The 13,477-nt window shown below is 60.1% G+C and carries 10 protein-coding genes; 7 read left to right on the top strand and 3 right to left on the bottom strand.

The features are described 5' to 3' along the window. Window positions 1-70: 70 nt before the first annotated feature. The 3 genes from gatB to gatC are packed head-to-tail and all read right to left on the bottom strand — an operon-like array spanning window position 71 to window position 3,332. Window positions 71-1,525, bottom strand: coding sequence for an Asp-tRNA(Asn)/Glu-tRNA(Gln) amidotransferase subunit GatB (gatB, locus tag MHM85_RS02190; RefSeq protein ID WP_139527145.1), 1,455 nt, complete (start codon window positions 1,523-1,525; stop codon window positions 71-73). Beyond that, complete coding sequence (gene gatA, locus MHM85_RS02185) at window positions 1,525-2,985, bottom strand: Asp-tRNA(Asn)/Glu-tRNA(Gln) amidotransferase subunit GatA (protein WP_239284078.1); 1,461 nt, start codon at window positions 2,983-2,985, stop codon at window positions 1,525-1,527. The genes gatB and gatA overlap by 1 nt, the downstream gene beginning before the upstream one ends. 59 nt (window positions 2,986-3,044) lie before the next feature. Next, window positions 3,045-3,332 carry an Asp-tRNA(Asn)/Glu-tRNA(Gln) amidotransferase subunit GatC gene (gene gatC, locus MHM85_RS02180; RefSeq protein WP_219861103.1) on the bottom strand — a complete coding sequence of 96 codons (288 nt, stop codon included), beginning with the start codon at window positions 3,330-3,332 and terminating at the stop codon, window positions 3,045-3,047. A gap of 229 nt (window positions 3,333-3,561) precedes the next feature. Here gatC and MHM85_RS02175 point away from each other — a divergent pair, with 229 nt between their 5' ends. Genes MHM85_RS02175 through tldD form a run of 7 tightly spaced genes read left to right on the top strand, consistent with a single transcriptional unit; the run spans window position 3,562 to window position 13,475 of the window. Beyond that, window positions 3,562-4,599 (top strand): rod shape-determining protein, encoded by a 1,038-nt coding sequence (locus MHM85_RS02175; protein WP_018915723.1) that lies wholly within the window; start codon window positions 3,562-3,564, stop codon window positions 4,597-4,599. Window positions 4,600-4,622: 23 nt separating this feature from the next. Next, a complete protein-coding gene (gene mreC / locus MHM85_RS02170) occupies window positions 4,623-5,564 on the top strand; it encodes a rod shape-determining protein MreC (protein WP_153842862.1) in 942 nt (313 codons plus the stop codon). Then, window positions 5,564-6,052 carry a rod shape-determining protein MreD gene (gene mreD / locus MHM85_RS02165; RefSeq protein WP_139527149.1) on the top strand — a complete coding sequence of 163 codons (489 nt, stop codon included), beginning with the start codon at window positions 5,564-5,566 and terminating at the stop codon, window positions 6,050-6,052. The genes mreC and mreD overlap by 1 nt, the downstream gene beginning before the upstream one ends. Further along, entirely contained in the window at window positions 6,045-6,647 is a 603-nt protein-coding gene (locus MHM85_RS02160; protein ID WP_153842863.1) for a Maf family protein, read from the top strand. Before mreD ends, MHM85_RS02160 begins: the two co-directional genes overlap by 8 nt. 59 nt (window positions 6,648-6,706) lie before the next feature. Continuing rightward, window positions 6,707-8,170, top strand: a complete 1,464-nt coding sequence (gene rng, locus MHM85_RS02155) for a ribonuclease G (RefSeq protein ID WP_219861099.1) — start codon at window positions 6,707-6,709, stop codon at window positions 8,168-8,170. Window positions 8,171-8,172: 2 nt separating this feature from the next. Then, a complete protein-coding gene (locus tag MHM85_RS02150) occupies window positions 8,173-12,024 on the top strand; it encodes an AsmA-like C-terminal region-containing protein (RefSeq protein ID WP_239284068.1) in 3,852 nt (1,283 codons plus the stop codon). Then, window positions 12,021-13,475: a metalloprotease TldD gene (gene tldD / locus MHM85_RS02145; protein WP_239284066.1), complete on the top strand. Its 1,455-nt coding sequence runs from the start codon at window positions 12,021-12,023 to the stop codon at window positions 13,473-13,475. Before MHM85_RS02150 ends, tldD begins: the two co-directional genes overlap by 4 nt. Window positions 13,476-13,477: the final 2 nt, after the last annotated feature.

Below are 13,477 nucleotides of genomic sequence, written 5' to 3'. Positions count from 1 at the left end.
ACGCTCGAGACCAAAAAAGCGGCTGCCGAGGCAGCCGCTTTTGGTTGATGGCCGTGCCGACTAGCCGTGGCTAGAGCAGCGCATCCAGCTTCTCTTTCAACAAGCCGTTGACCTGCTGGGGGTTGGCGGTGCCGCGTGAGGCTTTCATCACCTGGCCCACGAAGTAGCCAATCATCTTGCCGCGTTTCTCCGGCTCGGAGTCACGGTACTGCGCCACCTGTGCCGGGCTTTCGGCAATGACTTGGTCGATCATTGCTTCGATGGCGCCGGTGTCGGTGACCTGTTTTAGGCCTTTGGCCTCGATGACGGCATCTGCGCTCTCGCCCTGGCCGTTCCAAAGCGCTTGGAAGACCTGCTTCGCTGCCTTACCGTTGATGGTGTCGTCCAGTACGCGGCTGATCAACTCACCCAGCTGTTGGGCGGATACCGGACTGTGTTGAATGCTCAGGTTCTCCCGATTCAATGCACCAGAGAGCTCGCCCTGTACCCAATTGGCTGCCTGCTTGGCGTCGCCACAGACGCGATGCACTTCTTCGAAGAACTCCGCCATGTCACGGCTGGCCGACAGCACGTTGGCGTCGTACGCCGAGAGGCCTAGTTCGCTCTGGAAACGGGCGCGCTTGTCGGCGGGCAGTTCCGGCAGTTGGCTGCGCAGGTGGTCCAGATAGGCCTGGTCCAACACCACCGGTAGCAGGTCGGGGCAGGGGAAGTAGCGGTAGTCGTTGGCTTCTTCCTTGGTCCGCATGCTGCGGGTCTCGTCACGCTCTGGATCGAACAGGCGAGTCTCTTGGACGACTTTACCGCCATCTTCGATGAGCTCGATCTGCCGCTCGACTTCGAACGCAATGGCGCGCTCGACGAAGCGGAAGGAGTTGACGTTCTTGATCTCCGCCCGGGTGCCAAACGCGTCTTGGCCTTTTGGACGTACCGACACGTTGACGTCGCAGCGCATCGAGCCCTCGGCCATGTTGCCATCGGAAATACCCAGGTAGGTCACGATGGAGTGAATCGCTTTTAGATAGGCGGCGGCTTCTTTGGCGCTGCGCATGTCCGGCTCGGAGACGATCTCTAAAAGCGGCGTGCCCGCCCGGTTCAGGTCGATCCCGGTCATGCCGTGGAAGTCTTCGTGCAGCGATTTGCCGGCGTCCTCTTCCAGGTGGGCGTGGTGAATACGAATCCGTTTGGTGGTGTCGTCATCCAGCGTGATCTCGACTTCACCCGCGCCCACGATGGGGTGGTACATCTGACTGGTTTGGTAGCCCTTCGGCAAATCTGGATAGAAGTAATTCTTACGGTCGAACACCGAGACTTCAGGGATCTCGGCGTGGACGGCGAGGCCAAACTGCACGGCCATGGCGACGGCCTGCTCATTGAGCACCGGCAGCACGCCCGGCAGGCCCAAGTCGACGGCGCAGGCCTGGGTGTTCGGCTCGGCGCCAAACGCAGTGGAGGCGCCGGAAAAGATCTTAGAGCGCGTTGCGAGCTGAACGTGGACCTCGAGCCCGATCACGGTTTCCCATTGCATTAGGCGTTCTCCTCGGCAAAAGCAGGCAGTTGAAGGTGCCAGTCGGTCGCTTGCTGGAACTGGTGAGCAACGTTGAGCAGCTGCGCTTCGGCAAAGTGGGTGCCCAGAATCTGCAGGCCTACCGGGCGGCCACCAGCAAAGCCAGCGGGAACGCTAATACCTGGGATGCCTGCCAGGTTGACGGCGATGGTGTAGATGTCTTGCAAATACATGGAAACCGGGTCTTTCTTGGCACCCAGGTCGAAGGCAGGCGTCGGTGAGGCGGGGCCCATGAGCACGTCGACATCCTCGAAAGCATCGAGAAAATCTTGACGAATCAAGCGACGAACCTGCTGCGCTTTGGTGTAGTAGGCGTCGAAGAAGCCTTCCGATAGCGTGTGGGTGCCAATGAGAATGCGGCGTTTCACCTCTTCACCGAACCCTTCCGCCCGTGAGCGGGTGTAGAGGTCGACGAGATCCGCAGGCGCATCGCAGCGATGACCAAAACGCACGCCGTCGAAGCGCGATAGGTTCGACGAAGCCTCGGCAGGGGCGATGACGTAGTAAGCCGGAATCGCGTAGTGGGTGTGCGGCAGGCTGACGTCGCGCACCGAAGCGCCCAGCGATTCATACACTTTCACCGCGTCACGAACGGCCTTCTCGACCTCGGGGTCCAGGCCGTCACCAAAATACTCCGTCGGTAGGCCGATTTTGAGGCCAGAGAGCGGGGCGTTGAGCGTCTCGGTGTAGTCCGGCACGCCACGGGCGACGCTGGTGGAGTCGCGTACATCGTGACCGGCAATCACGTTCATCAGGTGCGCACAATCTTCGGCAGTGCGTGCCATGGGGCCTGCTTGGTCGAGACTGGAGGCGTAGGCAATCATGCCGTAACGAGAGACACGTCCGTAAGTGGGCTTCAGACCGGTAATGCCACAAAATGCTGCTGGCTGGCGTATGGAGCCGCCAGTGTCGGTGCCCATCGCCGCGGGTACGAGCCCGGCAGCCACGGCAGCAGCGCTACCGCCCGAGCTTCCACCGGGCACGGCTGAGAGATCCCAAGGATTTTTGACGGCACCGTAGTGGCTGTTTTCGTTGGAAGAGCCCATGGCGAACTCATCCATATTGGTTTTACCCAGGCTAATGGTGCCTGCAGCGCTCAGTTTTTCGACCACGGTGGCATCGTAAGGCGCGATAAAGTTATCGAGCATTTTGGAGCCGCAGCTAGTTTTCACGCCTTGGGTACAAAAAATATCTTTTAGCGCTAGAGGAATTCCGGTGAGCTTGCCTGCTTTACCGCTGGCTCGTGCTTTATCAGCGGCGTCGGCTTTAATGAGCGCCTGCTCGGCGGTCACGGTAATGAAGCTATTCAGCTGGTCGTCGGTTTTCTCGATGCGCTGTAAAAAATCAGACGTCAGCTCTCGGCAGGAGAGTTCACCACTGTCTAAGGCGGCGGCGAGCTGCGTTACGGTTTTGTCATGCATGACCCGGAAGCTCCGTTCAGAGGCGGATGGAAGGAGTGGAAACGAACGATGAGCGCGGCTTATTCGACCACGCGCGGGACCAGATAAAGGCCGTTTTCCACTGCCGGGGCGCAGTGTTGGAACGTATCGCGCTGATTCGTTTCGGTGACTTCGTCGGCGCGAAGGCGCTGGGTCGCATCGAGCGGATGGGACAGCGGCGCGACGCCTTCGGTGTCCAGGCTCTGGAGCTGGTCGACCATGTCCAGAATGCGGCTAAGATCGTCGACGAAGCCGCTGGCTTGGTCGTCGCTAACGGCGAGTCGGGCCAAGTGTGCGGCCCGGCGCACATGAGATTCTTCAAGCGCCATGATCGAGGTTTCCTCGCAATGGTGATGGAACATATTTCGCTTTGAGCGGTATACGTACGGTCATCTTAAATTCGTCTGACGGAGCAGACGTGGAAAATAGCCGCAAAAGGTACCACATATTGGCCTTGGCGGGCAGTGTTCGGGACGACTCGTGCTTGCTGCCAAGGGGTTGCGGTGATACCGTTTGCATCCGCACAGGGTTCCCGGTCTGCACTAGGTAACAACATCCATGTTCAAACGTTTGAGGGGGCTGTTTTCCAGCGATCTGTCGATCGACTTGGGTACGGCCAACACACTGATTTATGTACGCGGTCGTGGCATCGTGCTCGATGAACCGTCCGTAGTCGCCATCCGCCAGTCTGGCAACATGCGCAGCGTCGCCTCGGTGGGTGCCGATGCCAAGCGCATGCTTGGTCGCACGCCTGGCAATATTACGGCCATTCGTCCGATGAAAGACGGTGTCATCGCCGACTTCACCGTTACCGAGCAGATGCTTCAGCACTTCATCCGCAAAGTGCATCAAAGTACGTTCCTCACCCCCAGTCCGCGCGTTCTAGTCTGCGTGCCCTGCATGTCGACGCAGGTGGAGCGACGCGCCATTCGTGAATCGGCGGAAGGCGCCGGCGCGCGTGAAGTGTTCCTGATCGAAGAGCCCATGGCGGCAGCGATCGGTGCTGGCTTGCCGGTGGAAGAAGCGCAGGGCTCGATGGTCGTGGATATCGGTGGGGGCACCACGGAAATCGCGATCATATCGCTCAACGGCGTCGTATATTCAGAATCGATCCGCGTAGGCGGTGACCGTTTTGATGAGGCGATCACCGCGTACGTGCGCCGTCACTATGGCAGCCTGATTGGTGAAGCGACGGCCGAGCGTATCAAAGAAGAGATTGGCTGTGCTTATCCAGGTGGCGAGCTGCGCGAGATCGATGTGCGTGGCCGTAACCTTGCCGAGGGTATTCCACGCAGCTTTACCTTGAACTCCCACGAAATTCTCGAAGCACTGCAAGAGACGCTGGGCTCTATCGTAGCCGCCGTCAAGAGCGCGCTGGAGCAGTCTCCACCCGAGCTGGCCTCGGATATCGCCGAGCGCGGCTTGGTGCTGACCGGCGGTGGCGCGCTGCTGCGTGACCTGGATAAGTTGATCGCCGAAGAGACCGGCTTGCCGGTGATCGTGGCGGAAGATCCGCTGACCTGCGTTGCACGGGGTGGCGGCAAGGCATTGGAGATGATCGATCAGCACACGTTTGAGTTGCTGTCGAGCGACTGATCGCAGCGGTTTATCGCGGGGGATTGCCTATCAAACCGCTGTTTTCACACGGGCCGCTACCCGGTTACCGGCTATTCTTCTGTGTTGTGGCGGCAAGCGCATTGATGTTTGTCGACCACCGTTTCACTCGCATGGAAGATCTGCGCGCCCAAATGACCACGATCGTTGCACCCATTCAGTGGGCGGTTAGTGTGCCCAGCGACCTGCTGAACTGGGGGGCGCTGGCGCTCTCCGACCAGCAGGCGCTGGTGGATGAAAATCGACGCTTGCGCGAGCAAATATTGACACTTTCCCACCGTGGTCAACGCTTGGCGAATTTGACTGCTGAGAACGCGGAGCTGCGCCAACTGCTGGGCGCCGCCGAGCGGCGGGACATTCCCTATATGACGGCGGAACTGCTGTCGTTGGACAACGACCCTTTTAGCCATCAGATGGTGGTCGACCGTGGGCATCGTAACGGTGCCTACGTGGGGCAGCCGGTGATCGATGCATCAGGACTCGTCGGCCAGGTGACGGCCGTCTCGGCATACTCGAGTCGGGTCTTGTTGCTGGCCGATGCCAGCCACGCGCTGCCGGTCCAGGTCAATCGCAACGGTCTGCGCTTCATCGTTCAGGGCACTGGCCGCTACGGCAGTGTGAACGTGCTTCACGTACCGGATACGGCCGATATCCGTGAAGGTGATCTGCTGACCACGTCCGGATTGGCGGGGCGCTTTCCGCCGGGCTACCCCGTGGCGAGGGTAACTGAGGTTTATCACGATCCTGGCCAGCCGTTTGCTCGTGTGGTCGCTGAACCATCTGCCCAGCTCCAGCGTTCGCGACATTTTTTGCTGCTTTTTCCACCTCCCCGCGAAGAGTTGGATCCGTCTATTTGGGATGAGTCCATGGAGATTTCAGCCGACGCGCTCCATGCTGCTCAGCGGCTTGGGCAACCAGCCCCCCCGTCCGAAGAGGAGGCGCGCTAATGGCACGTGCGCCGATGGTACCGCTCGTGGTGGTCTGGCTCAGTCTCGTATTGGCGCTGTGCCTGCAGGTCATGCCACTTGCTGATGGTTGGCAAGTGTTTCGCCCCGAATGGGTGGGGCTCATGCTCATCTACTGGTGCATGCGTGCCCCTGATAGAGTCGGTGTCTTTCATGGCTTCGTATTTGGCCTATTGATGGATCTCATCGAGGGGACGGCACTAGGGCAGCACGCGCTCATCCTGTCGTTACTGGCGTTTTTAGCGGCGCTGGTCTATCCCCGTTTTCGCGCTTACTCGTTGGTACAGCAATCGGTGCTGGTGCTGGTGCTGCTGGGGTTGGTTCAGCTCATCGAGCAGTGGCTGCGCACGTTGACCGGCGACTTCTCGATCCACCTCTCTTTCTTGATTCCTTCGCTGGTGAGCGCGCTGCTGTGGCCGTGGCTGGCGACGATGTTCCACGCCATCGAACGGCGCATGGCCAATGCGTGACGTTGCCACGACTCCCGTGCTCTGCTTGGCGTCTGCTTCACCGCGACGCCAGGCGCTGCTCGCGTCGATCGGCGTGCCCGTCACCGTCATGCCCAGTAACGTCGACGAAACGCCCATCGAGGGAGAATCCCCCGCCGCTTATGTAGAGCGGCTGGCCATTGCCAAGGCAGAGGCAGCGACGGGGAAAACCACGCTGCCCGTGCTAGGGTCGGACACGGCAGTGGTCGTCGACGATACGATTCTGGGCAAGCCGCGCGACCAGCAGCACGCGGCTGATATGTTATCGCTGTTAGCAGGGCGGTCGCACCGAGTACTCACGGCAGTAGCGGTCAGCGGGTCGCGGGGTATACTCTCCTGCTGTGTGACCACCGAGGTCATCATGCGCGCGTTAACGGCAGACGAGATCGAATGCTATTGGCATACCGGTGAACCTGTCGATAAAGCGGGCGGGTATGCCATCCAGGGGCTAGCCGCTATTTTTATCGAACGAATTCAGGGCAGTCATTCCGCCGTGGTAGGACTGCCTCTTTTTGAAACCACGCGCTTGCTTCGCCAGCAAGGGGTTCCCATTTGGGCGGGCCGTTATCTTACGTAACCACCGACTCATCGCCCGCTGCGCTGGCAAGGAATTGGACACCCAATAAGGAATTTTGCATGAGCGGTGAAGTCCTCATCAATTTAACGCCCATGGAGACCCGCGTTGCGCTGGTAGAAAACGGCGTATTGCAAGAGGCGCTCATCGAGCGCTCTCGCAGGCGCGGTATCGTAGGCAATATCTACAAAGGCAAAGTCGTTCGCGTACTGCCTGGCATGCAGGCTGCTTTTGTCGATATTGGCTTGGAGCGTGCGGCGTTCATCCATGCACACGAAGTCATGCCGCCCGGCACTCCTAGCGAGGAGCAGCAAACCATTGGGCAACTGCTCCACGAAGGCCAAGCCCTGGTCGTTCAGGTCACCAAAGATCCCATCGGCACCAAAGGGGCACGTCTAACCACGCACTTATCGATCCCCTCGCGGTACTTGGTTTACATGCCTGACTCGCCACACCACGGCGTGTCGCAGCGCATCGAGGACGAGCGTGAGCGTGAACGCTTGAAGATGCTGCTAGACAAGAGCATCGAGGAGCAAACCCTCGAGGTGACAGGCGGCTTCATCGTGCGGACTGCCGCAGAGGGCGTGGGCGATGAAGAACTGGCCAGCGATATGTACTTCCTGTTGCGCATTTGGCGAAAAGTCAGCGAGCGCAAAATCACTGCTGCACCGCCCAGCGTCATTTATGACGACCTGCCGCTGTTCATGCGCACGCTCCGAGACGTGATGCGCGATGACATCGAGAAGGTGCGCATCGATTCCCGGGAAAACTTCGTCAAGCTCGTGGAGTTCGCAGAAGAGTTCATGCCCGATGCGGTCGACCGTATAGAGTACTATCCCGGTGAGCGTCCGATCTTCGATCTCTATAGTGTCGAAGACGAGATTCAGAAAGCGCTGGGGCGCAAGGTGCAACTCAAATCGGGCGGGTATTTGGTCATCGACCCGACCGAGGCCATGACGACCATCGATGTGAATACCGGTGGCTACGTGGGGCATCGCAATCTCGAAGAGACGATTTTCAAGACCAATTTGGAAGCCGCCACTGCCATTGCGCGCCAGCTTCGTTTACGCAATCTGGGCGGTATCATCATCATCGACTTCATCGATATGGTGGATGTCGAGCACCAGCGTCAAGTGTTGCGCGTGTTAGAGAAAGCGTTAGAGCGTGATCACGCCAAAACCAAATGCACCGGTGTTACCGAGCTTGGACTGGTGCAGTTAACGCGTAAGCGTACTCGGGAAAGCTTAGAGCAGACTCTCTGCGAAGCATGTCCGACCTGTAGCGGCCGCGGGACCCTCAAAACTCCAGAAACCATCTGTTACGAAATCTTCCGGGAGATCCTCCGCGAAGAGCGTGCCTATAGCGCAGAGACCTATATGGTGCTGGCGTCGCAGCCGGTGGTGGATCGCCTGCTGGATGAAGAGTCTGCCGCTGTCGCCGATCTGGAGACCTTCATCAATAAAACGATCCGTTTCCAGGTCGAGCAGCACTACTCTCAAGAGCAGTACGACATCGTACTGATGTAATGATGTCATCACGCTCTCTCGTTCGCGGCTGTTGGATCAGCGTCGCTGCCGTGCTGGCGACGCTGGCTGTGGTGATGCTGGCGTTTCGTCTATTGGCCAGCCAGGCGGATGCCTTGACCCCACGTATCGAAGCAATGCTCGAAGCGCGCATCGGGGTGCCGGTACACGTCGACCGGCTAGCACTCTCGTTAGAACGTAATGTTCTGCACCTAGCGCTCGATGAACTTAAGGCGCAAACCCCTGAGGGACCGGCCTTGGTGGAGGTCGACCGCCTGTCGCTACGTCTCGATGTCTGGGAGAGCTTGCGTCGGTTGGCACCCATCTTCAGCGATGCGCGTATGTTTGGGCTGCGCTTTCATCTTTACCAACAGCAGGATAGCGGATGGGGGTGGCCCTCTCCGGCCGAACTCCCCCTGGGCGTGACGCCCCAGCCCGACGTCGACCTCGACGCCTTAGATGCTTGGGCGGGCCTGTTACTGCGCCAGCGCGTCTGGGTGGATGATAGTCGTGTCACCCTGCATGGCGAGGAGCAAACCGTGATGCTACACGCGCCCACGCTCTTGTTGAGCGGTGATCGGCGACGGACGCGTCTAGAGGGCGCACTGACCATCGTCGATACGCCTGATGCGGCGAATGCCGAGCTTCCGGCTATGACCCTTCGTGCCGAAATGCAGCCAGGAAAGCAGGGGTTTAGCGACTTTTCGGCGGCTCTTCAGCTGGACATGCAGCTTGACCACTTGGTGGTACTGGCCGCCCTGTTTCGGCCGGATCGGATGCCCTTTTTGGAGCAGGTGGGTGGCCAGGTACAGCTTTGGGGCCGTTGGCAAGAGGGTGCCTTGGCCGATGCGCGGCTGGCACTGGATGTTCCTGAGCTCACCCTGCGTCAGGATGTCGAATACGCCGTGCTTCGCAATATTCAGGCCAGCGGACAGTGGCTGCGTGATGGCGATGGGGGGGAGGCATGGCTCAGCGGCAGTGCCGAGACCGTCGAGTGGGCACAACCCGAGGGGGGCAGCGCTGGCCCGGCACTACCACGTCACTGGTATCTATCGCATCAACCCGGACAGTGGGAATTGCGCACCAGCGCATTCGAGCTCGCCTCTTTGGCGGCGTGGCGTGAGTATGCACTATTGCCTGAGTCGGTGACGCGGGTTCTGCAAACACTTTCACCCCGCGGGCAGGTGCAGGGCTTACGTCTAGGCCAGCGTGACGGCCGTTGGGGGGTCGATGCAGCCCTGACCAACGTTGCCGTTTTGCCATGGCAGCAGGCACCGGGCGGCGGGCCGCTGGATGCCTGGGTTCAGGCGCGCGATTTGCGTGGGCGTGTGACCTTTAATAGCGCGGGCGATAGCGCGCTTTACTTCCCTGAACTGTTTGATGCGCCGATGCAGCTTGGCCATGCAGAAGGGGTCGTCGAGTGGGTTTACGACGGCCCCAATACCATGATCAGCGGTCGCGATCTGAACGTCGATTGGGAGGGAGCTCGTGTCAGCGGTGGCTTTGGCCTGATCACTGGGCAGCAAAACGGCCAGTTCGGTCTCGACATCGCCTTTGCCGACGTGGATGCGCGCGCTCGTCCGCTCTCGCAGTGGCTGCCGATGAAAGCGTTCGACCCAGCGCTGCGCGATTGGTTGGCCAGCGATATAGGGGGCATGGTGCCTCAGGGCTCTTTGAAGCTCAGCCAGCCGCTGGGGCCGCGCGCGTCATCGGATCAGCTATCGGCAACGTTGGCACTGGCGATCGAGCAGGGCTATCTACCGATAGCGCCTGATTGGCCCCTACTAGAGGATCTTGAGGGACGCTTGCTCTGGCAAGGAGGCGTATTGCAAGCCGAAGTGGCGCATGCGCAGAGTCAGGGTGTGGAAGTCGCCAATGGTGTGGTACGTATGGAAGAGAAGCAGCCACTGACGCTGTCGGCAGACGTACATAGTCATGGCGCTGCGTTGCTGAGTTTCCTTCGCGCCATGCCCGACATGGATACGCTACCCCTCGACGCGCTGTCGGCGCAGGGACATCTTGACGGTGACGTCGCGCTGGAGCTGCCACTCGAATCCCCAGAGACGCTTCAGCTCGAGATCAATGTCCGCCCGGTGCTATCGGCTGTCGGCTATGCGCCGCTGCCTATTACGCTGCGTGAACTGGGGGGGGAACTTCACTGGCAACAAGTGGGGCAGGCGCATACCCTGACCGGCGACTTGAGTAGTCAGTGGCAGGGAGGGGATCTGCGGGCGACATTCTTGGCCGATGAGCGCATCGCCCTTGAAGGGAGCGTAGCGACCTCAGCGCTCTGGTCGCTGGCGAGCGTGCCTGCCGAACAAGCTCGTCAAATCATCGACGGTAGCACGCCGTGGCAAGGGGAGGTCACGCTGACGCCTAGCCCCGTGGTGACGTTGCAAAGTCGCCTTCTCGGCGTGACGAGCGAGCTGCCCGAGCCATTTGCCAAGCGCAGCGAAGAGGCCTGGCCGTTACAGTTACGCGCTGAGTTGGCCTCTGGGCGTACTTCCGTTGAGTTGGCCGATAAGCTCGTGGCCAAGGTACACTCTTTAGAGGGTGGTGCACAGGCAGGGCAAGTAGCGCTAGGCAGCGCGGTATCGCGCTCCGGCTGGCCCCGACAGCCGGGCTGGCGCTTGGATGCAGGTCTTGACACACTGGACCCGTTGGCGTGGCAAGCAGCCCTTGCTCCGCTGATGTCAGGAAATCTGGAAAACGCTTCCAGCCGTGGTGACCGTTCGCCTTTCGACGTGCGGCTGCGCACTGAGTGTCTGATGTATCGTGAGACCTGTCTGGGCGCGATGACGGCCTCAGGAACGATCGAACCTCGGCGTGCAGCCTTAACCCTCAATGGTGATGTGCTGAACGGCCGGGTCGACTACCAACCTGCCAGCGAGCGTCCGCTGGACATCGCCATCACCACGCTGATGCTGGATTCATTGTTCGATCTCCCCGCCAACACCCATGATGCTAGCGTCGCTGCTCCCGACTCCTGGATCGAGGCGGTCGATACCCAGTACGCAGATCCCGTGCCAATCCCAGACGGCTTGGCGGCGCTGCCTAATGGCCGGTTGCGACTGGCGGAAGTGAGTGTGGGTAATCGCCGCTACGGACCGCTTACCGCGTTTTGGCAAGCCGGTGAGCATCGTTTTACGCTTGCGCCGGTGGGGCTGACACTCGGTCAGCTCTCTGCGCGAGGCGAACTGGTGTGGGAGGGCAATGCGGTGAACAGTCGAACCCGCGCCGATATTTCTATTCAGGGAGGCGATGTCGGTACGGCGCTAGAGCGGCTAGGGCAGCCGGTGGCCATGCGAAGCCGTACGACGGATGTATCCGCCAACCTCACGTGGCCCGGCGCACCCTGGCAGGTGGATTTGAGCCGAGCCGGTGGAGAGATGAGCGCGGATCTTCGTGATGGGCGTTTCGTGACGCTCGAATCGACGCCAGCCCGCCTGGTTGGACTGCTCAATTTCGATAACATTCTGCGCCGCTTGCGCTTCGATTTTTCCGATTTGACGGGTCAAGGCACCGCCTTCGATCGTGTGCACGGTACCGCTGACGTGGCCCAGGGGCAGCTGCTGCTGCGCGGCCCCCTACAAATTGATGCCCCTGCGACCACGCTGACGCTGACAGGAAGTGTTAACCTCTTACAGCGTGAACTCGATCAGCGTCTCGGCGTCACACTGCCTGTGAGCCAAAGTTTACCCATCGCCGCCATTGCGGTCGGCGCGCCCATCGTTGGCGGCGCGCTATTCATTGCCGACCAGCTATTCGGCGATGCGTTGGATCAAGCAACCACTCTCTATTATCGCGTGCGAGGTCCTTGGACCTCGCCGCAAGTGACTTTAGAAGGCCCCCAATGACCCCACAAACAAGCGATATCGAGTCTGCCGTTTCCATTTTGCTTACCCCTGGTGGTCTCGATCTTGACGCCCTGGATACTGGCCTTGGTTATGCCCTGGGAGCGGGCATCGATTATGCCGATCTCTATTTTCAGCGAACTTGGCAAGAAGGGTGGGTGCTGGAGGATGGCGAGGTCAAAGAGGCCAGCTATAACATTGATGGTGGCGTGGGCGTGCGCTCGCTGGCGGGTGAGAAAACGGGGTTTGCGTACTCCAATCAAATCACCGCCGATGCGTTGATGGACACCGGGCAAACGGCGGCTGGTATCGTTCGCAGCGGAAAACAGTTACCCGGTCAGAACGTAACGCCGGTCAGCGCCGCCGCGCGTTATTCAGGAATCGATCCGCTTGCCGGGTTATCAGCGGAAGAAAAGGTCGCGATGTTGAAAGAGGCCGATCGCATAGCGCGAGCCGCAGATCCCAGTATCAGCCAAGTGAGCGCGTCGCTCTCTGGCACCTACGAAGTCGTGTTGGTGCGCGCCAGTGACGGCACCCTTGCCGCCGATATTCGCCCCCTCGTGCGTTTCAACGTCAGTGTGATTGCGGCCAAAAACGGCCGCCGGGAGCGCGGTGGCGCGGGCGGCGGTGGTCGTTACTCGATGTCGCGTCTGCGTGATGAAGGCGTGGCCGAGCGCTACGCAAAAGAAGCGGTGCGTCAAGCGCTGGTCAACCTGGAGGCCGTCGACGCACCGGCCGGGCAGATGCCGGTGGTGTTAGGGGCGGGTTGGCCTGGTATTCTTTTGCACGAAGCCGTTGGGCACGGATTGGAAGGCGATTTCAACCGCAAAGGCAGCTCGGCGTTTGCCGGGCGGATGGGGCAGCAGGTCGCCGCCAAGGGCGTCACGGTGGTCGACGATGCCACGGTGGCCGATAGCCGTGGCGCGCTCAGTGTGGACGACGAAGGCACGCCCGGTCAGTACACGCCGTTGATCGAAGACGGTATTTTGACGGGCTATATGCAGGATAAGCTGAATGCGCGCTTGATGAAAATGGCGCCCACCGGTAATGCGCGTCGCGAGTCGTTTGCGCATTTGCCAATGCCACGTATGACCAACACGGTCATGCTGGCGGGGCAGGATGATCCTGACGACATCATCAAAAGCGTCAAGCGGGGTATCTATGCCGTCAGCTTTGGCGGCGGTCAAGTAGACATTACCTCGGGTAAGTTCGTCTTTTCGGCCAGCGAAGCTTACATGATCGAAGATGGCAAGATCACAGCGCCGGTCAAGGGCGCGACGCTGATAGGCAACGGGCCCGAAGCCATGGGCAGAGTGTCGATGATTGGCCATGACATGGCGATGGATACCGGCATTGGCGTGTGTGGTAAAGAGGGGCAGGGCGTGCCCGTCGGTGTCGGTCAGCCCACGCTTAAGCTGGATGAGCTGACCGTCGGCGGTACGCAGTCTTCATGACT

This window comes from Halomonas sp. McD50-4, assembly GCF_022348135.1.
Taxonomy (GTDB): Bacteria; Pseudomonadota; Gammaproteobacteria; order Pseudomonadales; family Halomonadaceae; genus Vreelandella; species Vreelandella piezotolerans.
This window is presented reverse-complemented; position numbering and strand designations above follow the sequence as displayed.